The sequence below is a fragment of the Pseudomonas sp. WC1 genome, assembly GCF_050586565.1.
GTDB lineage: Bacteria > Pseudomonadota > Gammaproteobacteria > Pseudomonadales > Pseudomonadaceae > Aquipseudomonas.
In genome coordinates this window covers 40,978-60,232 of record NZ_JBOBDQ010000016.1, presented here as the reverse complement: position 1 = coordinate 60,232, position 19,255 = coordinate 40,978, and the positions used below count along the sequence as shown (strand labels likewise).

Sequence of the window (19,255 nt, the reverse complement as noted above, 5' to 3'; positions counted from 1 at the left end):
CAGCAAGTGGATGCCGGCGGGCGATCAGAAGTTGTAGCGCAACCCCAGGTTGACCCCGTACGGCTGCTCGATATGCTCGCCATTGCTGTACTGGAACTCGCCGTGCAGCTGCAGCACTTCCGAGACCTGCGCCACCAGGCCCACGGCCACCTCGCCACGGGTGCCGGAGAGGTCGTTGGTGAAGTGGTTGTCGTTGACCTTGACCTTGTTGCTGTTGATGAACTCGTGGGCCGCCGCGACCTTCAGGTACGGTTGCAGGACGCTGCCGTTGTCCAGCGCCAGGCTGCGCCCGACCTGCGCACCGACCTTGCCGAGCAACGAGTTGGCGCCATCGCTCTCGGCCCGCAGGCCGTTGTCCAGGGTGTAGCTGTCGCCATCGACCCACAAAGCGGACAGCTGGGTGAACGGTTCGACATACCAGCCATCATCCAGCTTGAAGTGCCGGCCAACCTCAACCGAGGCCCCGAGGCCGTCGTTGTGATACTCGCCCTTGGTCTTGCGGCCATCGCTCATCACCACATCGTTGCGGTTACGCAAGCGGTTGTACTTGAGCACCGCGTCGATGTAGTAACCACTGTCGGTCATCCAGGTGCTGTAGGCGCCGACATAGTAGCTTTTGATCTTGCCGGAAGAGCCGAGGCTGTAATCCAGGTTCGACTCGCTGTAACCGCCCATCACCCCGAGCAACCAACGGCCATCGTAGCCAGGCAAGGCGCCGTCGGCGCCGAAGCTCACACCGTTCTGGTCCTGCTGGTAGGCCACGGCGCTGCCCGCCGACAGGTTGTAGCGGTTGCCATAGCTGCGCATCCACAAGCCCTGGCCCTGGCCCAGGCGCAGTTCGCCCATGCGGCTGCGCAGCGACGACAGTTCACCATACCAAACGGTCGGCGCGGCGCTGAACATGCCCAGCACCGCATGGGCGCTCGGAGTCAGCACGTTGCCGGGCTTCTGCTTCAGGTACCAGTTGTCCTCGCCGTCGCCTTTTTCCAAGGTGTAGAGGAAGGTGCCGAAATCGATATCGTGCAACAGGCCGAAGGTGGCGTCGCCCCCACCGGTCTCGATGATGCGATGCGGCGCCTGCCCTTCCACCGGATCGACACCGGTGCTGGCAATGCTCAGTTGATGATTGCCCTCTGCCGCACCAGTGACTTTCAGCATGTCGCCGGTGCCGCTGGCCAGGTCGATGTCCATCACGAAGATGCCCGAGCCCTTGAGGTTGTCTACCGTCAGGGTCTTGAAGCCAGTCATTGTGTCCCGGTCGGTGAAATCGACCGTGCCATTGTCGAGCGTCAGGTCGCCAACCTCGCCATCCTTGGTCAGGATCCAGCGGCCACCGCTCTCCAGGGCCAGGCTCTGGACATTGACCAGGTTACCCCTGAGCGAGGCATTGTTGCGCAGTACCAGGTTGGCGCTGCTGGTGCCATCGACCACCACGTCGCCGGACAACTGACTGTTATCGGCCGTGAAGTCAGTGCTCATGCCTCTGGTGACCTCAAGGATCGTGCCGTTGCCACCTACCAACTCGCTGCCGTTGCTTACCTCGATGGTTGCCGTGCCGGTGGTCCCGTCGCTGGCAGCCCGAACCAATATGGCGCTTCCGGTTTCACTCATGACCTTGGAACCATCCAGCTTCACCTGCGAGCCGCCACCTCCGTCGGCGGCCAGGTCCTGGGTTACATTCAGGCCATTGGTCTTACCGCTGATGACGCTACCGCCAGAGGCGATCAGGGTTGAGCCATTGAGGTAGGCGCCCATTCGTCGGGTGCCAGTCAATGAGCTGCCTATGAGCTCAAGCACGCTACCTTGGCTGAGTGCCGCGCCGCTGCCGCCACTGATCGTGCTGCCCTTGGCGACAATGGTGGAGGTAGTGCTCGCACTGACCCCGTAGCCGGACGTTCCGCCGGTGACCGTCGCCCCGTCAAGTGACGCCTGGGTACCTTCGCGCATTGCAATGCCCACCCCCGCACCGGATGTCGTTACCTGCCCACCGTTCACTGTGACCGTCGAACCGCTCAACGCGGTGATCCCCTTAGTACTACCACTGGCCGTGATCAGCAGGTTCGATCCATTTCTCAGGGTGTAATTGTCCGAGACGGGCGTGCTGACCGTTTCATCCTGGCCATCGAGGTCCTTCGCCTCGGCCAGCCCCGTCCCGGCCATGGCACTGAACAGGCCCACCGCAACGCTCAAGGGCATGGCAGAAATCATCGATTTCACATTGCTCTCCTGTTTCAACTCGTTAACCGAGCGGTGGGCAGTCGCAAGACCTGGGCACCGCCAGAAAGGAGCGCGCAGTGTCGGCAAGAAGCCAATAAACTTCTGTAGGACTTTTCTTTACTTGAGAGAAATGCGCCGTATTTTCCTAATCAGGCTGGAAGCTCGAGACGGGTGAAAACTGCCTGGTTTCAGGCTTGCTTGCATCCACGAGGAAGGAGTAGTTGGCAAGTACGGTTTTTCTGCTGTCGGCCTCGGCCCAAGACGGGTCGACGAGGACCTTGAAGTACCGACCGTCCTGGTAGACCTTGACGGTTGCCCGCCTGAGCTCACCGCCTTCAGCCTGCCAATGAAGATCGACTTGGTCCCCGTCCTTGATGCGGTCATAACGCAGGGAGAACTTGGGTGTATCACCGCCATACGACATGTAGTCCGGCGCCTGCAGATCGTCGCGATCCTGCTGCCTCACGTTTAGAGCGAGTACATCGGAATACTCTTCGTCCCCACCTTTAGCCGGCCTGACCAGGTAACTGACCGACACGGTCTTGCCGATGAAGGCCATCAGCACGCCAATGGGCACTTCGAAAACCAGATCGCCCGGTGTTACGACCCTCTTCCAGGGTGACTGATAGGTGAAGGCGACGCGTGCCCAAACACCGCGCTCTTCCTCCTCACCCACCCAGCGAACGGCAATCTCTTGGTCATTGTTCATACTGGAGTATCGGGCCACGGTGACCTTCACATGGGTTGCATCGAGGAAGTCCTTATGAAAATCCAACTGGTCCTTGTCCTCACCGGATGCCTTCTCGACTTCCGGTCGGCGCAATACATTGGGCACTCGCCAGCCGTTTGTCGGTGAACGGGAACTCGCCCCGCCCGCAGTGACCAATGTGTAGAACAGCTTCAGACTGCCGCCCCGTAATGCTTCGACCCTCTCCTTGAACACCACATGCTCGACGGCGCCTACACCATCGACCACCAACGTCCATTGGCCGTTGTCTGGCTTGCCTGCGCTGTTGGTCCCCCTCCACTCGAGCAACAGATGATCACCTGCCACCATGTGCTTGTAGGGTTGAATTTTCACAGTGGCACCCTTTCTGGGCACGTCCTGGGGATCAAGCCATCTCCCCTCGGCCTCGACGATCTCCGGCTTCTCAAGAGAAAATGCACCGGCAATCTTGACCGTATAGGTGTCAGAGGTGCGCCAGGGCGAGCCGCTGATACGATAAAGCACCGTGGCGCTGCCCTGCAGCGCCTGCGCCGCGTGGCTGTTGTCTAGCGTGAACGCCAGATCTTCCGCGAGATCGTCTGCCTCCAGCTTTTCGATTCCGTCGAAGACCGGAGGCAGTGACGAACCATTGGCAGTCAACCCAACCCAGATCAACTCCAGCGTCTTGCCAAGCCAGGCGGGCTCAGGTGTGACGATGACCTTGACAGGGGCACCGTCCAGCGCATTGAAGTCGAGCTCATCGCGTTCATTGACGCCCTCAACCCTAGGCGCAGGTAGCGTCTGGGTCAGGCGCAGGGCCAGCGAATTATGGGCAAGCGAGACCACGGACTCATTGCCTGCCAGGTCTTGCACTTGGTAGGTGAAGCGGATCGGTATGCTGTCGAACAAGGCCTGCAAGTTCGTCAACGATATCGTGACCTCGGTGGGATCAGTCTCGCTCTCGACCTTGAACGGGCCTTCGGTCACCGATACGACGCCGTCGGTGATGGTGAGGGTGATCTGATCACCCAACTGCCGACCGTCGTAACCACTGACACTTATCGTAAGCTTGCCACCGACGAAATCGGACTCTAGGATGTGCCCTCGCTCCTCAACGTCGGCAGGAAATACCACCTTGCCCAGAGCCCCTTCCGAGCCGCCTGGTGCCTGCCTGTCGATGCGCACGTAAAAAGAGTTCTTGGCGAATTCCCAATCATCACTGCCGACCTGCTTGGCCCCGTAGCCAAGCAGGAATCGCTCGTCCTGGCCTTCGGTGACGCTGTCCCAGTAACTGGGGGGGATAGCGAGCATGAAATCGGGGCCGGGTTCGCCAGGAGGATTCGCTTCCTCCTCAGTGACAACATGATAGGCCCCCGCTACACCCTCAAGGTTAACGTCATCCCATATCAAGGCGATGACGACCCCTTCGCCGATGTGCTGCCACCAAGGCACTTTCACCGTTAGGGCCTGGCCCTGCCGTTCGACAGGCAGGAGTTCGGCGTTTCCCTTACCGTCGTCGCGCAAATCGACAACCAGATCCGGGAGTGCGAGCGTCCCGGTGACTTCAGTAGATCCTGCCATGCGCTCACCCTCCACGGGTCGTGGTTTCTTGGCTTGTCGAGGCGACAATCAATTGCCGTTTCAGCGTCACTTCCGGGCGCTGGCACGCAACCCAGGGAACGGGCAGGAGTCTTCGCCTACGTTTCTGATCGATACAAAGACGCGCTTGTGGCCGGATCGTTTGCTCCCAATCGAGTTGGTCGCCGTATATTCAACCGTCGCGCTACCCAGGCAGACCTTGTACGCCCACTCCTCATCGACCGTGGCAGTGATCTCCCCAAGCCTCACATCATCGACACTGAGCTCTCGCATAGGGAGATCCTTTGTAGCCCCTGGGATCGGATTGCCTTCGGCACCCACCCTCCCGTCATCCGCCTTGAGATGGATCTGGATCGTGTCGCCCTGATTTGCTGTGCTAAACAGTTTGATGCGAATCGGCAGGCCATTCTTGGCATGGGTTCGATCGATCGAGTCTTGGGAATTGAGGCGAGTGAATTCAAGGACATCAAGATCAGCACCACCGCCTGGCAGGTCTCCGGGGCGAATGACCTTGACCGCTTTGAAGGGCGGGAACGCAGGGTTGTTGTCAGGAGCCGAGTTGAACAGCCGGGTGACAGTGTTGGTCATGGGTACCTGGCCACTCGGTTGACTCGCCAACCATGTCGGCAATATATTACGGGTAACATCTGCCGCTGCGCCTGCTTCGGCAGCACTCACCGGATCAAGATCAAAGACGTTGATGAAGTTGTTATCGCCATCAACCGCATCCCCCCAGACAAATTGGAGCACGTCGTCCTTCGCCAGCAGAGGGTCACCATTCTGGTCGGTCCAGGGGATGGTCAACACCGCCCCCTGCAAGACATCCTCCGGCGTCAGGTCATCGACATTTCCGCTGGCATTACCTGTGATGGTCGGTTGTTTCAGATTACCGTGCCCCGGAATCTCCGGATCAGGGTCAGGCCCGCCAGGCAGTCGCAGGTCGACATTGACCACGTTCGGCGTTGCCGTCTCGGCGATCTTGGAGCCTGCGCGCCACAGCTGATAGCCGACGTTGACCGCACCGTTTTGCGGGCCATTACTGGTAAGCGCATACAACAACTCGATCTCCATCAGATCACCTGAACCTGGTGGAAACGGTACTATGTGGTCGTCAGACGGTTGTCCGTTCCACAGCACGACAATCTTGTCGTTGGCGTGAATGCCTGTAATCGCCGGGATCACAACTCTGACCCCTGCCCGGGCATCCTTTTCGAGCAACAGCTGAGGCGGTGTTTCTTCATCGCCAAACTTCGGCACTTTCAATTTATCAAGCGTGACCGGGATATCCTTCAGCAAAAGTTTCAGATTATTATGCGGCACGGAAACGGCTGAAGTATGACCGGCCCGATCAGTCACGACATATGAAAAGGTGATAGGTACTTCATCCGCTAACGTATCAAATGCCGCCAATGACAACTGCACGAGCGTCGCATCACTACTACTAACAACCTTGGCTGACTGTGGCGGGCTGGTATTGGCGCGGTCCGACATGGTCACGGCAATCGTGTCATAGGGCCGTTGTTCCATATATCCCTGAACGGTTGCCGCCAACTTATCCCCAACAAAGTCCGATTTCAGAATATATCCCCTGGTCTCGATTGCATCAGAGAACTTTATCTTCGCCAGGGTACCCGCGCTGCCCCCCGGGGTAATCTTGTCGATCCGCACGGGCCGAACGGGGCTATTGGTCCAGTCACCAGAGCCGACTTGCCTGAGTGAATACCCCAGCATGACCGTTTTATCCGTTCCTGGGGCAATGGCATCCAGGTACTTGACGGGCACTGAGAGCTTGAACGTGAATGTAGGATCTAAGGCTTCCGCCTCAAGTACCTCGTGCCAGGCGAGGTCCTCCTCATCAACCGCCTCTAACTGCTTCCCATCCCAAAAAAGAGCGATAGTCTGGCCCTCTTCGGCGTTGTCCCAGATAAGGACTTCCGTTGCCAGGTGCTTGCTCTGCTCTGCTACGGGCAGCACTACGCCGGGTGCGCTGCTAGCATCGGGATCTTCCGAGATCAGGCTGGGAACTTCCAAGGGATTTAAGGCATCCACAAAGAGCGTGCCGCGTGGATAGACAGCCGTGGAGCGTTTGGGCAGTGCCTTTGATGATTGACGAAGTTGTTCACTATCTTGAGCGGACACAGGCTTATTCATGAAAATCTCCAGAACCGATACATTTCAAGAAAAAGTAACACGCCTCTATAATTGGCCATCGGGCTAGTACGGCCTCCCAATCGACCACATAAACGTTCACACTCGATCTTTACTTGCAGTACTGTCGACGTGCTGCATATAGATTTAACAAACCTAGAAACATTCGGCACCTGGCAAAAATGCTAGGTGGCAGGCTACGCGTGTCTATAGTTGAGAGGCGGCACTTATTGAGAGGGGCTATCCGATCCGCTGCATATACAGTGCAGGGCAGCGCAGATAATGTGTGGGAGCGGGCTTGCGCCGCACTGCGGCGCAAGCCCGCTCCCACGCTGGTGATGCTTGCAACTCTGCGCCCTTTGCGGCAACGCAGTGCGGAAGGCTGGGCGCTCTGCTGTAAGGCCCCGCCATATCAGGAAATGACACCGGCGGCACACCGCTCACTGGCTCACGGGCGTGCGTTGATCTGCTGCTGCAGGTTCTGGATCTGGCTTTGCAGCGTGCTGATACTGCGCGTTACCTGCCCGCGGAAGGCATCGAATTCCTGCACCGATGCGCCACCGGCGGTGGGCGCCGAACGATTGTCCACCTGGCTCTTGAGCACCAGCATATCTTGCTCCAGGCTCTCGATGGCGGCACTCGGGTTGCCCTGTTTCTTCAGCGCCGCCACGTCGTTGCTCAGGCTCTTTAGCTGGCCATCGAGCTTACCGCCGTCCACCTGCCCCGACTTGAGCGCAGCCAGCTCGGCATTGACGGCCTTGAGTTGCGCCTGCAACTGGCTTTGCAGTTCGGTGACCACCTTCTGCTGTTCACGGGTATCGGCCAGCACCTGCTCAAGGCGCTTGCCCAGGTCTCCCGCCTGGCCGGCAACGCCCAGCTGCTGCTTGCCCTGCTCGGCCAGGGAAGCCTGCAACTGGCGAATCTGCAACTTCAATGCCTCGCTGCCCGTACTGTTGCTGGATTCACTGGCGTCGACCTTGCCGCTGATCACCTGCAGGCGGCCGGCGGCCTCTTCACTGATACGGGCAAAGCTTTCCTGAGTCGCGACCAGTTGCTGCTCCATCAGCGCGAGCTGCTGGAAGCTCCACCAGCCAAGCCCGGCCAGGGCGATGAAAGCGGCGCCCAGCAACGTCCACAGCGGGCCATTACTGCGCGGCCGTGCCGCCTTCTGGCGGCTGCGGGCGACATGGGCGGGCAGCAGTTCGTCGTCATCGGGAGTGCCGGCACGCAAGGAGGGCACGTCGTCAAAATCTTCATGGGCGTCGTTACGCATGGGTGCATTCAACCGCGGTAGTAGCAAAGAGGCATGAGTATAAACCGCCAGGGCGGCGCACTGATGACCATCATCCCACCCACAGGTTCAGCGCTGCCCTGGTTGTGCCTGCCACCAGTTGCAGAATTCATCCAGCGCCGACCACACATCGGTGCCTGGCCGGTAGTCCAGATACTGGCGGGCGCGGCTGATATCGAGGGTGAAATCCGTGCTCATCACCTGCACCGCGGTGCGGCTCAGGGTCGGCTGCGGGCGTCCGGGCCAGAGCAGGCAGGCGCCTTCGTTGAGCGCCGCCAGGCTGTAGGCCAGGCCGGGTGAGCGATAGCGGGTGACCTGGGGCAGCTGCATGCGGCGCATCACGTAGTTGACCACATCCCACAGCGGCAGTGGCTGGCCGTTGCTGATGTTGTAGGCCTGGCCCAAGGCCTGGTCCTCGACGAACAGTGCGCTGAGCAGTGCCTCGTTGAGGTTGTGCACACTGGTGAAATCGACCTTGTTCAGGCCATTGCCGATGATCGCCACACGCCCCTTCGCCTGCATGCGCATCAGCCGTGGGAAGATGCTCGCGTCGCCGGCCCCGGTGACGAAGCGCGGCCGCAACGCCAGCACCTCCAGGCCGAACTCCTGGGCGCCGAACACTTTCTGCTCGGCCAGGTGCTTGGTCTGCGCGTAGTGGTCGTGGAAGCGGCGTGGGACCTGGTCTTCGCGGATGTCCAGGCGCGAGCGGCCGGTGAAGTAGATCGACGGCGACGACAGGTGCACCAGGCGCCGTACATGCTCCTTGATACAGCCCTCGACCACGTTCTCGGTGAGCACCACATTGCCTTGGTGGAAGTCCTGGTAGCGTCCCCAGGTGCCCACCGCTCCCGCACAATGCACCACCGCGTCCATCCCCTGGCACAGGCGCCGGGCCAGTTCGGCATCACCCAGGTCGCCGGGGATGAACTGCGCCCCGCGTTTGACCAGATGCTCAACGCCCTCCGCCCGCCGGCCGTTGACCCGCACCTCAAGGCCTTGCTCCAGGGCGAAGCGCGCAAAGCGCCCGCCGATGAAGCCGCTCGCGCCGGTGACCAGAATTCGCATGTAAGACTCCGCCTTGCCCTATTTCGGATGCAGCTGACGCTTGAAGTGCCTACAAGGGCACCAGCCAGGCCCGCGCCGAATGGCGCAGGTGGTCGGTCAACTGGGCGAGCAACTGCCCGCCGTTGCGCCAATGATGCCAGTACAACGGCACATCGATGGGTGTATCTGTACAGATTTCCACCAGTTCGCCACGCGCCAGTTGCTTGGTCACCTGCCGTTCCGGCACCAGCCCCCAGCCAAGACCAGCCTCGGTCATGCGCATGAAACCTTCGGACGAGGGGCACAGGTGATGCAGGAAGCCCTCCTGCACACCCAACGACGCCAAGTAGCGATGCTGCAGGAAATCGTCCGGCCCGAACACGACCGCCGGGGCACGGGCCAGGCGCTCGACCGCGAACCCCTGGGGAAAGTAACGCGCCATGAACGCGGGACTGGCCAGCGCCCGATAGCGCATCGAGCCCAACGGCAGGCTGCGCGCCCCGGCCACCGGCCGTTCGCTGCCACATAGGCAGGCCGCCACTTCGCCGGCGCGCATGCGCTTCAGACCGACCTCCTGGTCCTCGACCACCAGGTCGAGCAGCACCTGCTGCTCGGCGCAGAACGGGCCTACCGCACCGGCCCACCAGGTTGCCAGGCTGTCGGCATTGAGGGCGATACGCAGGCGCTCGGGCATGCCTTCTTCGTCCAGTGCCGGCACCTGGCGTTGCAGGTCGCGCTCGAGCAGGCGCACCTGCTGCACATGGTTGAGCAACTGGCGCCCGACTTCGGTCGGGCTCGGTGGCGTGGCGCGCACCAGCACTGGCTGGCCAACCCGTGCTTCAAGCAGCTTGATGCGTTGCGAGATGGCCGATTGCGACAACCCCAGTACCTGGGCCGCACGCTCGAAACCACCTTGCTCGATCACCGCAGCGAGAGCAGCGAGCAATTTGTAGTCGAACATCGATTTCTCTAATGACTGATCAGCTCTATTTGTTTTTCTTATACCGCCACAACAGCCAGAATGGCCACATCTTTCTTGGCAACCCGCGCCGATCGTGCATCGGCGCCAGTGGAGTGTTCCCGCTATGTGGCAAAGCTATCTCAACGGCATGCTGGTGGCCTTCGGCCTGATCATGGCCATCGGCGCGCAGAACGCCTTCGTCCTGGCACAAAGTCTGCGCCGTGAACACCACCTGCCCGTAGCCGCATTGTGCATCGTCTGCGATGCGCTGCTGGTCGCCGCCGGGGTATTCGGCCTGGCCACGGTGCTGGCGCACAACCCCACCTTGCTGGCCGTGGCCCGCTGGGGCGGTGCGCTGTTCCTGATCTGGTACGGCGCCAAGGCCCTGCGCAGCGCCTGCTCTAAACAGAGCCTGCAGCATCAGGAAGGCCAGGGCGTGCGTTCGCGCCGCGCAGTGTTGCTCAGCGCCCTGGCGGTGACCCTGCTCAATCCGCACGTCTACCTCGATACCGTGTTGCTGATCGGCTCCCTCGGCGCCCAGCAGACCGTGCCCGGCGCCTACGTGGCCGGCGCCGCCAGCGCCTCGCTGGTATGGTTCTCGACCCTGGCGATCGGTGCCGCCTGGCTGGCGCCATGGCTGGCGCGCCCGGCGACCTGGCGCATGCTGGACCTGATGGTGGCGGTAATGATGTTCGCGGTGGCGGCGCAGTTGATCTTCAACTGACGCCGCGAAAAAACCGGGTATCCCACGCTGAGCTGCGACAGTCACGCAGCCCACCTGTCGGCCCCAGCCAACCGCTCTGGAACCTCTATTCCCTATAGATGTTGCGTGGTTAAGCGCCGAGGCCGGTGCTATGATCCAGCCCTTGCGTCGCAAAGAGTACAAACTCGCCGACGCTCACCGGGCCGCCCGTGATCGGCCTTGCGCATACCGCAAACAGACCTGAATCAGGAGATCCACCATGGCTTTTGAATTGCCGCCGCTGCCGTACGCCCACGATGCCCTGCAGCCGCACATCTCCAAGGAAACCCTGGAGTTTCACCACGACAAGCACCACAACACCTATGTCGTGAACCTGAACAACCTGGTCCCAGGCACCGAATTCGAAGGCAAGACCCTGGAAGAGATCGTCAAGAGCTCTTCGGGCGGCATCTTCAACAACGCAGCCCAAGTCTGGAACCACACCTTCTACTGGAACTGCCTGTCGCCAAACGGCGGTGGCCAACCGACCGGTGCCCTGGCTGACGCCATCACCGCTGCCTTCGGTTCCTTCGACAAGTTCAAGGAAGAGTTCACCAAGACTTCGGTCGGCACCTTCGGTTCCGGCTGGGGCTGGCTGGTGAAGAAGGCCGACGGTTCCCTGGCCCTGGCCAGCACCATCGGCGCCGGCTGCCCGCTGACCAGCGGCGACACCCCGCTGCTGACCTGCGACGTCTGGGAACACGCCTATTACATCGACTACCGCAACCTGCGTCCGAAGTACGTCGAGGCGTTCTGGAACCTGGTCAACTGGAAGTTCGTTGCCGAGCAGTTCGAAGGCAAGACCTTCAAGGCCTGATTGCTCGCCTTGAATTCAAAAGACCCGGCCCGGCGCCGGGTTTTTTATTGCCTGGGGAAATGCGTTCGCCTCCTGCAAGGGCAGACCTGACAGAATTCCTTGCAACCCATCTTCGCGCTCTTGCTCAGCCCGCATAGCGCGCTAACATCAACCTTCTGGAAAGTTGACGCAGCGCACTCAAGTCGCATGACCGCTCGACCGATACAGAGTCAAGGGCAATTCCGTCGACGGACAGGTTGCCTGACGGGGTATGGGGTCGATAGTCTCTCGCCATGGTTGATGGCAAAATAATGGCATGCGCATGGATTAAGGAAACCCCATTGAAGCTGGAATTCCGAAACAGCTTATCGGTCAAGTTGCTGAGGGTCGTACTGCTCTCGGCATTGGCTGTCGGCGTCGTACTCAGCTGTGCGCAGATCGTCTATGACGCCTACAAGACCCGCCAGTCCGTGAACAACGACGCCCAGCGCATCCTCGACATGTTCCGCGACCCCTCGACGCAGGCGGTGTACAGCCTCGATCGGGAGATGGGCATGCAAGTGATGGAAGGCCTGTTCCAGGACGGCTCGGTGCGCATGGCCTCCATCGGCCACCCCAACGAAACCATGCTCGCGGAAAAATCCCGGCCACTGCAGGACATGTCCATGCGCTGGCTGACCGACCTGATCCTCGGCCAGGAGCGCACCTACACCACGCAGTTGGTCGGCCGCGGCCCCTACAGTGAATACTACGGCGACCTGAGCATCACCCTCGACACCTGCGCCTATGGCGAGGGTTTCCTGGTCAACGCGGTGATCATCTTCATCTCCGGCGTGCTGCGCGCCCTGGCCATGGGCCTGGTGCTGTACCTGGTGTACCACTGGCTGTTGACCAAGCCGCTGTCGAAGATCATCGAGCACCTGACGCAAATCAACCCCGACCGCCCCAGCCAGCACCAGATCCCCCTGCTCAAGGGGCACGAGCGCAACGAACTGGGCATCTGGGTCAACACCGCCAACCAGTTGCTGGCCTCCATCGAACGCAACACCCACCTGCGCCACGAGGCCGAGAACAGCCTGCAGCGCATGGCCCAGTACGACTTTCTCACCGGCCTGCCCAATCGCCAGCAACTGCAACAGCAACTGGACAAGATCCTCGTCGACGGTGGCCGCCTGCAGCGCCGCGTCGCCGTGCTGTGCGTGGGTCTGGACGACTTCAAAGGCATCAACGAGCAGTTCAGCTACCAGGTCGGCGACCAGCTGCTGCTGGCCCTGGCCGACCGCCTGCGCGCGCACAGCGGCCGCCTCGGCGCCCTGGCGCGATTGGGCGGCGACCAGTTCGCCCTGGTCCAGGCCAATATAGAGCAGCCCTACGAAGCCGCCGAGTTGGCCCAGAGCATCCTCGACGACCTCGAGGCACCCTTCGACCTCGACCACCAGCAGATCCGCCTGCGCGCCACCATCGGCATCACCCTGTTCCCCGAGGACGGCGACAGCACCGAGAAGCTGTTGCAAAAGGCCGAGCAGACCATGACCCTGGCCAAGGCCCGCTCGCGCAACCGCTACCAGTTCTACATCGCCAGCGTCGACAGCGAGATGCGCCGCCGCCGCGAGCTGGAAAAGGACCTGCGCGAAGCCCTGACGCGCAACCAGCTATACCTGGTGTACCAACCGCAGATCAGCTATCGCGACCACCGCGTGGTCGGCGTCGAAGCGTTGCTACGCTGGCAGCACCCGGAGCTGGGCATGGTCCCGCCCGACCAGTTCATCCCCCTGGCCGAGCAGAACGGCAGCATCATCAGCATCGGCGAGTGGGTGCTCGACCAAGCCTGCCGGCAGTTGCGCGAATGGCACGACCAGGGCTTCAGCGAACTGCGCATGGCGGTGAACCTGTCCACTGTGCAGTTGCACCACAACGAGCTGCCGCGGGTGGTCAACAACCTGCTGCAGGCCTACCGCCTGCCACCGCGCAGCCTGGAGCTGGAAGTCACCGAGACCGGCCTGATGGAAGACATCAGCACCGCCGCCCAACACTTGCTGAGCCTGCGCCGCTCCGGGGCCTTGATCGCCATCGACGACTTCGGCACCGGGTACTCCTCGCTCAGCTACCTGAAGTCGCTGCCGCTGGACAAGATCAAGATCGACAAGAGCTTCGTCCAGGACCTGCTCGACGACGATGACGACGCCACCATCGTTCGCGCCATCATCCAGCTGGGCAAGAGCCTGGGCATGCAGGTGATCGCCGAAGGCGTGGAAACCGCCGAACAGGAGACCTACATCATCGCCCAGGGCTGCCATGAGGGTCAGGGCTACCACTACAGCAAACCGCTTTCCGCGCGTGAACTGACCAACTTCCTCAAGCAGGCGCAACGCAACCAGGTTTCCGCGTTGTAACCACCGCCAACCTGGGTGAAGCCGCGCAAACGGGCGTTTGCATGAAATGCGCGCCCGCCCCTTTACAGCAAATGCAAATCTTTCGCATGATGTTGCGGTTTCGCGTGCCACGGCGCACGGTCCACCCATGGTCCAACCACACGACGCAGGAAACCAACAATGATTCGAATGCCTCTGGCCTCCGCCAGTCTGCTGGCCATCGCCATCGCCCTCGCCGGTTGCGGCGAAGGCAAGGACGACAAGGCCGCCGCACCGCAAGCCCAGGCACCTGCCGCTGCCAGCACCACCACCGCGGCACCAGGGGCTGTCGATGAAGCCGCCGCCAAGGCCGTGGTCAAGCACTACGCCGAGATGGTCCATGCCGTGTACAGCGACTCGCTGAGCACCGCCAAGCAGTTGCAGACCGCCGTCGACGCCTTCCTCGCCAAGCCCGACGACCAGACCCTCAAAGCCGCCCGGGACGCCTGGGTCGCCTCGCGCGTGCCGTACCTGCAGAGCGAAGTATTCCGCTTCGGCAACACCATCATCGATGACTGGGAAGGCCAGGTGAACGCCTGGCCCCTGGATGAAGGCCTGATCGACTACGTCGACAAGAGCTACGAGCACGCCCTGGGCAACCCGGCGGCCAACGCCAACATCATCGCCAACACCGAGATCCAGGTGGGCGAAGACAAGATCGACGTCAAGGACATCACCCCCGAGAAGCTGGCCAGCCTGAACGAGCTGGGCGGCTCCGAAGCCAACGTTGCCACCGGCTACCACGCCATCGAATTCCTGCTCTGGGGCCAGGACCTCAACGGCACCGGCCCAGGCGCGGGCAACCGCCCGGCCTCCGACTACCTCGAAGGCAAAGGTGCCACCGGCGGGCACAACGACCGTCGTCGTGCCTACCTGAAGGCGGCCACCGACCTGCTGGTCAAGGACCTCGAGGAAATGGTCGGCAACTGGGCGCCGAACGTCGCCGACAACTACCGCGCCAGCCTGGAAAAAGAGCCGGCCAACGATGGCCTGCGCAAGATGCTGTTCGGCATGGGCAGCCTGTCGCTGGGCGAACTGGCGGGCGAGCGCATGAAGGTCTCGCTGGAGGCCAACTCGCCGGAAGACGAACACGACTGCTTCAGCGACAACACCCACTACTCGCACTTCTACGACGCCAAGGGCATCCGCAACGTCTACTTGGGCGAATATACCCGTGTCGACGGCAGCAAGCTGAGCGGCCCGAGCCTGTCGTCGCTGGTGGCCAAGGCCGACCCCGCCACCGACGCCACCCTCAAAGCCGACCTGGAAGCCACCGAAGCCAAGATCCAGGTGATCGTCGACCACGCGCTCAAGGGCGAGCACTACGACCAACTGATCGCCGCCGACAATGCCGCCGGCAACCAGATCGTGCGTGATGCCATCGCTTCGCTGGTCAAGCAGACTGGCGCGATCGAGCAGGCTGCGGGCAAGCTGGGGATCGACAACCTGAACCCGGACACCGCCGATCACGAATTCTGATCAGCGTCGCGGTTCAGCAGAGGCGGCCTTCGGGCCGCCTTTTTCATTTCCGTGTCATGCGCCTCCGGGAGCGAAATGGACGGGCGCGGACATTTCCAGGTAAAGCCAATTTCATCTGGCAATTGCAAATTGCTCTTATTCAATCACCCCCGGCCTGATAAGCTTGCACGCCGGTTTTTCGCCCATGCCCAGGATCCTCGATGTCCTTGCTCCGCCTAAGCCCCCTGCTGCTGGCCTTCGCCCTCGCCGCCTGTGACGACGCCCCGCGTTTCACCCAGGCCGAGCCCGGCGAGGCGCTCTCCGGCGGCAAGGCGACGGTGCAGCGCAGCGATCGCAACGCCTACTCGCTGCCCTCGGCCAACCTCACGCCCGAGCGACGCCTGGACTTCGCCGTGGGCAACAGCTTCTTCCGCAACCCCTGGGTAATCGCCCCCTCTACAACCACCGCCCGCGATGGCCTGGGCCCTTTGTTCAACACCAATGCCTGCCAGAACTGCCACGTACGCGATGGTCGCGGCCACCCACCGGAGCCAGACGACAGCAACGCGGTGTCGATGCTGGTGCGCCTGTCGATTCCCGACCAGCCGTACTACGCCCAGGTGATCGAGCGCCTGGGCGTGGTCCCCGAGCCGATCTACGGTACCCAGTTACAGGACATGGCCATCCCTGGCGTGGCCCCGGAAGGCAAAGTCCGCGTGACCTACGACAACCACAGCGTCACCTTCGCGGACGGCCACCAGGTCGAGATGCGCCGCCCGACCCTGCGGATCAGCCAGCTCGGCTACGGCCCGCTGCACCCGGACACCCGCTTCTCCGCCCGGGTCGCCCCGCCGATGATCGGCCTGGGCCTGCTCGAGGCCATCCCCGAAGCCGACCTGCTGGCCAACGAGGACCCGGACGACCACAACCGCGACGGCATCCGTGGCCGCGCCAACCGAGTGTGGGACGATGCCCAGGGCAAGACCGTGGTCGGCCGCTTCGGCTGGAAGGCAGGACAGCCCAACGTCAACCAGCAGAACGTGCACGCCTTCGCCGGCGACATGGGCCTGACCACCACCCTGTTGCCCAAGGACGACTGCACCGCAGCCCAGGTCGATTGCCTGACTGCGCCCAATGGCGATGGCCAGGGCGGCGAAAAGGAGGTCAGTGACAATATCCTGCGCCTGGTCACCTTCTACACCCGCAACCTTGCCGTGCCGGCCCGGCGCAACGTCGATGCGCCGCAGGTACTGGCCGGCAAGAATCTGTTCTACCAGGCCGGTTGCCAGGGCTGCCACACCCCGCAATTCACCACCGCCGCCAATGCGGCCGAGCCGGAACTGGCCAACCAGGTGATCCGCCCCTACAGCGACCTGCTGCTGCACGACATGGGCCCGGGCCTGAGTGACGAGCGCACCGAATTTGCCGCCAACGGCCAGGACTGGCGCACCCCACCGCTGTGGGGCATCGGCCTGAGCGAAACCGTCAGCGGCCACAGCCAGTTCCTGCATGACGGCCGCGCCCGCAACCTGCTCGAGGCCGTGCTCTGGCACGGCGGCGAAGCCCAGGCGGCGCGCGACCATGTACTGACCTTCAATGCCGAGCAGCGCGCCGCGCTGCTGGCCTTCCTGAATTCACTTTAAACGCACAAGGAGCCGGGCATGTTCCGACCCAAACTGTTGTTCACCAGCCTCGCCGCACTCGCCTTGGGCGCCTGCTCGCCACAAGACCCACAGGCAGTGACCTCCGCGGCCATCGCCAAACAAGTGATCCTGCCGACCTACAGCCGCTGGGTCGAGGCCGACCGGCAACTGGCTGCCAGTGCCCTGGCCTACTGTGAGGGCAAGCAGGACCTCGAGGCCGCCCGTGCCGACTTCCTCAGCGCGCAAAAAGCCTGGGCCGAATTGCAGCCATTGCTGGTCGGCCCGCTCGCCGAAGGCAACCGTGCCTGGCAGGTGCAGTTCTGGCCAGACAAGAAAAACCTGGTCGGCCGCCAGGTCGAGCAACTGGTCAACGGCGAGCAGGCGGTCACCGTCGAATCGCTGGGCAAGGCCAGCGTCGTGGTGCGTGGCCTGTCCGCCTACGAATACATCCTGTTCGACAGCAAGCCGGACATCGCCAGCGCCGAACAGAAGGCCCGCTACTGCCCGCTGCTGGTCGCCATCGGCGAACACCAGAAGGCCTTGGCCGAAGAAATCCTCAAAGGCTGGAACAGCACCGACGGCATGCTGTCGCAGATGACCAAGTTCCCCAACCAGCGCTACGCTGACTCCCACGAGGCGATCGCCGACGTGCTGCGTGCCCAGGTCACCGCCCTGGACAGCCTGAAGAAGAAACTTGGCGCGCCGATGGGCCGGCAGAGCAAGGGCATTGCCCAACCACTGCAAGCCGAGGCCTGGCGCAGCCACTCCTCGATCAAGAGCCTGGAAGCCTCGCTCAAGGCCGCCCAGACCGTCTGGGTCGGGGTCGACAATCAAGGCCTGCGCGGCCTGTTGGGCAAGGACCAGGCGGCACTGGCACAGAAGATCGACGATGCCTATGCTGCTGCGCTCAAGCTGCTGGCCGACAACCAGAAGACCCTCGGCGAACTGCTGGCCGACGACGCTGGCAAGCAGACCCTCAACCAGATCTACGATGCCCTCAACGTCGTCCACCGCCTGCACGAAGGCGAGCTGGCCAAGGCGCTGAATATCCAGCTGGGCTTCAACGCCAACGACGGTGACTGATCATGCTGCGACGCCAGGCCCTGAAACTCGGTAGCGTTCTGCTCAGCGCCCTCACCCTGGGTGGCTGGAGCCTGTTCCGCGGCAAAGGCAGCGAACCCTTGCTGCTGTCGGCCCGTGACGATGGCGACGGCAAGCACTACGCCGTCGGCTTTCGCCTGGACGGCACCCAGGTGTTCAGCACCGAGGTGGCCCAGCGTTGCCATGCGATCATCAACCACCCGACGCTGCCGATCGCGCTGTTCGTCGCGCGCCGGCCCGGCACCGAGAGCTATCTGGTCGACCTGCGTGACGGGCGCCTGCTGCAGACCCTCGCCTCACAGCCCAACCGGCACTTCTATGGCCATGCGGTAATCCACAAGGGTGGCGAGTGGCTGTATGCGACCGAGAACGACACCAGCGACCCGGGCCGTGGCGTATTGGGCGTCTACCGCTTCGAGGGCGAGCGCCTGGTGCACAGTGGCGAACTCTCCACCCACGGCATCGGCCCCCATGAAGTGGCCTGGCTGCCCGATGGCGAGACCCTGGTGGTGGCCAACGGCGGCATCCGCACCGAGGCCGAAAGCCGGGTGGAGATGAACCTCGACGCCATGGAGCCGAGCCTGGTGCTGATGCAGCGTGACGGCACGCTGCTGAGCAAGGAGACCCTGGCCCAGCAGATGAACAGCGTGCGTCACCTGGCAGTTGGCGACGATGGCACCATCGCCGCCTGCCAGCAGTTCATGGGGGGCTCGGAAGAAACCGCCGAACTGCTGGCGATCAAGCGCCCAGGCGAGCCGTTCAAGGCCTTCCCGGTGCCGGAGCGCCAGCTGCAATCGATGGCCCAGTACACCGCCAGTGTCGCCATCCACAGCGACCTGCGCCTGGTGGCGCTGACCGCGCCGCGGGCCAACCGCCTGTTCATCTGGGACCTGGACAGCGGCGCAGTGAAGCTCGACGCGCCGATGCCCGATTGCGCCGGGGTGGGGGCGGTGAAGGACGGCTTCGTCGTCACCTCCGGGCAGGGCCGCTGCCGCTTCTATGACTGCCGCAAGGCGCAGTTGATAGGGCAACCGATGGACCTGCCGTCCGGGTTCTGGGACAACCACCTGCATCTAGTCTGATCGTTCTATTGCCTGCACCGGCCCCATCGCCGGCAAGCCGGCTCCCACACCAGCAA

The 19,255-nt window shown here is 62.4% G+C and carries 13 protein-coding genes; 7 read left to right on the top strand and 6 right to left on the bottom strand.

Annotation, left to right across the window (positions count from 1 at the left end; all coding sequences use genetic code 11):
- Positions 1-24: 24 nt before the first annotated feature.
- From ACQ4OD_RS09980 to ACQ4OD_RS09955, 6 genes are all read right to left on the bottom strand, one after another.
- Positions 25-2,196 (bottom strand): autotransporter outer membrane beta-barrel domain-containing protein, encoded by a 2,172-nt coding sequence (locus ACQ4OD_RS09980; protein ID WP_430944225.1) that lies wholly within the window; start codon positions 2,194-2,196, stop codon positions 25-27.
- 166 nt (positions 2,197-2,362) lie between these two features.
- The gene (locus tag ACQ4OD_RS09975) at positions 2,363-4,504 is read right to left on the bottom strand and encodes a hypothetical protein (protein ID WP_430944224.1); all 2,142 of its coding nucleotides are present in this window, start codon (positions 4,502-4,504) and stop codon (positions 2,363-2,365) included.
- Between the two features lie 66 nt (positions 4,505-4,570).
- The gene (locus ACQ4OD_RS09970; protein WP_430944223.1) at positions 4,571-6,673 is read right to left on the bottom strand and encodes a hypothetical protein; all 2,103 of its coding nucleotides are present in this window, start codon (positions 6,671-6,673) and stop codon (positions 4,571-4,573) included.
- A 445-nt stretch (positions 6,674-7,118) separates the two neighbouring features.
- On the bottom strand, positions 7,119-7,943 hold the full coding sequence (locus tag ACQ4OD_RS09965) for an ATPase (protein WP_139669376.1): 825 nt from the start codon (positions 7,941-7,943) through the stop codon (positions 7,119-7,121).
- Positions 7,944-8,030: 87 nt separating this feature from the next.
- Positions 8,031-9,026 carry an NAD-dependent epimerase/dehydratase family protein gene (locus tag ACQ4OD_RS09960; RefSeq protein WP_430944222.1) on the bottom strand — a complete coding sequence of 332 codons (996 nt, stop codon included), beginning with the start codon at positions 9,024-9,026 and terminating at the stop codon, positions 8,031-8,033.
- Between the two features lie 49 nt (positions 9,027-9,075).
- Positions 9,076-9,966, bottom strand: coding sequence for a LysR family transcriptional regulator ArgP (locus tag ACQ4OD_RS09955; protein ID WP_139669372.1), 891 nt, complete (start codon positions 9,964-9,966; stop codon positions 9,076-9,078).
- Positions 9,967-10,090: 124 nt separating this feature from the next.
- Between ACQ4OD_RS09955 and ACQ4OD_RS09950 the strand changes: the two genes are divergently transcribed.
- From ACQ4OD_RS09950 to ACQ4OD_RS09920, 7 genes are all read left to right on the top strand, one after another.
- Positions 10,091-10,690, top strand: coding sequence for a LysE/ArgO family amino acid transporter (locus tag ACQ4OD_RS09950; RefSeq protein ID WP_430944221.1), 600 nt, complete (start codon positions 10,091-10,093; stop codon positions 10,688-10,690).
- 238 nt (positions 10,691-10,928) lie between these two features.
- Complete coding sequence (locus ACQ4OD_RS09945) at positions 10,929-11,525, top strand: superoxide dismutase (RefSeq protein WP_102682810.1); 597 nt, start codon at positions 10,929-10,931, stop codon at positions 11,523-11,525.
- A 320-nt stretch (positions 11,526-11,845) separates the two neighbouring features.
- Positions 11,846-13,897, top strand: a complete 2,052-nt coding sequence (locus ACQ4OD_RS09940) for a putative bifunctional diguanylate cyclase/phosphodiesterase (RefSeq protein WP_110697564.1) — start codon at positions 11,846-11,848, stop codon at positions 13,895-13,897.
- Positions 13,898-14,056: 159 nt separating this feature from the next.
- Positions 14,057-15,394, top strand: coding sequence for an imelysin family protein (locus ACQ4OD_RS09935; RefSeq protein WP_198755795.1), 1,338 nt, complete (start codon positions 14,057-14,059; stop codon positions 15,392-15,394).
- 200 nt (positions 15,395-15,594) lie between these two features.
- The gene (locus ACQ4OD_RS09930) at positions 15,595-17,016 is read left to right on the top strand and encodes a di-heme oxidoredictase family protein (RefSeq protein ID WP_430944220.1); all 1,422 of its coding nucleotides are present in this window, start codon (positions 15,595-15,597) and stop codon (positions 17,014-17,016) included.
- 18 nt (positions 17,017-17,034) lie between these two features.
- Positions 17,035-18,099, top strand: coding sequence for an imelysin family protein (locus ACQ4OD_RS09925; protein WP_139669365.1), 1,065 nt, complete (start codon positions 17,035-17,037; stop codon positions 18,097-18,099).
- 2 nt (positions 18,100-18,101) lie between these two features.
- Positions 18,102-19,199 (top strand): DUF1513 domain-containing protein, encoded by a 1,098-nt coding sequence (locus ACQ4OD_RS09920; RefSeq protein ID WP_139669363.1) that lies wholly within the window; start codon positions 18,102-18,104, stop codon positions 19,197-19,199.
- Positions 19,200-19,255: the final 56 nt, after the last annotated feature.

What these genes read in the sequence shown, in the direction of transcription:
- ACQ4OD_RS09980 (WP_430944225.1), bottom strand. Translation starts at nt 2,196, where the DNA reads ATGCCCTTGAGCGTTGCGGTGGGCCTGTTCAGTGCCATGGCCGGGACG.
- ACQ4OD_RS09975 (WP_430944224.1), bottom strand. Translation starts at nt 4,504, where the DNA reads ATGGCAGGATCTACTGAAGTCACCGGGACGCTCGCACTCCCGGATCTG.
- ACQ4OD_RS09970 (WP_430944223.1), bottom strand. Translation starts at nt 6,673, where the DNA reads ATGAATAAGCCTGTGTCCGCTCAAGATAGTGAACAACTTCGTCAATCA.
- ACQ4OD_RS09965 (WP_139669376.1), bottom strand. Translation starts at nt 7,943, where the DNA reads ATGCGTAACGACGCCCATGAAGATTTTGACGACGTGCCCTCCTTGCGT.
- ACQ4OD_RS09960 (WP_430944222.1), bottom strand. Translation starts at nt 9,026, where the DNA reads ATGCGAATTCTGGTCACCGGCGCGAGCGGCTTCATCGGCGGGCGCTTT.
- ACQ4OD_RS09955 (WP_139669372.1), bottom strand. Translation starts at nt 9,966, where the DNA reads ATGTTCGACTACAAATTGCTCGCTGCTCTCGCTGCGGTGATCGAGCAA.
- ACQ4OD_RS09950 (WP_430944221.1), top strand. Translation starts at nt 10,091, where the DNA reads ATGTGGCAAAGCTATCTCAACGGCATGCTGGTGGCCTTCGGCCTGATC.
- ACQ4OD_RS09945 (WP_102682810.1), top strand. Translation starts at nt 10,929, where the DNA reads ATGGCTTTTGAATTGCCGCCGCTGCCGTACGCCCACGATGCCCTGCAG.
- ACQ4OD_RS09935 (WP_198755795.1), top strand. Translation starts at nt 14,057, where the DNA reads ATGATTCGAATGCCTCTGGCCTCCGCCAGTCTGCTGGCCATCGCCATC.
- ACQ4OD_RS09930 (WP_430944220.1), top strand. Translation starts at nt 15,595, where the DNA reads ATGTCCTTGCTCCGCCTAAGCCCCCTGCTGCTGGCCTTCGCCCTCGCC.
- ACQ4OD_RS09925 (WP_139669365.1), top strand. Translation starts at nt 17,035, where the DNA reads ATGTTCCGACCCAAACTGTTGTTCACCAGCCTCGCCGCACTCGCCTTG.
- ACQ4OD_RS09920 (WP_139669363.1), top strand. Translation starts at nt 18,102, where the DNA reads ATGCTGCGACGCCAGGCCCTGAAACTCGGTAGCGTTCTGCTCAGCGCC.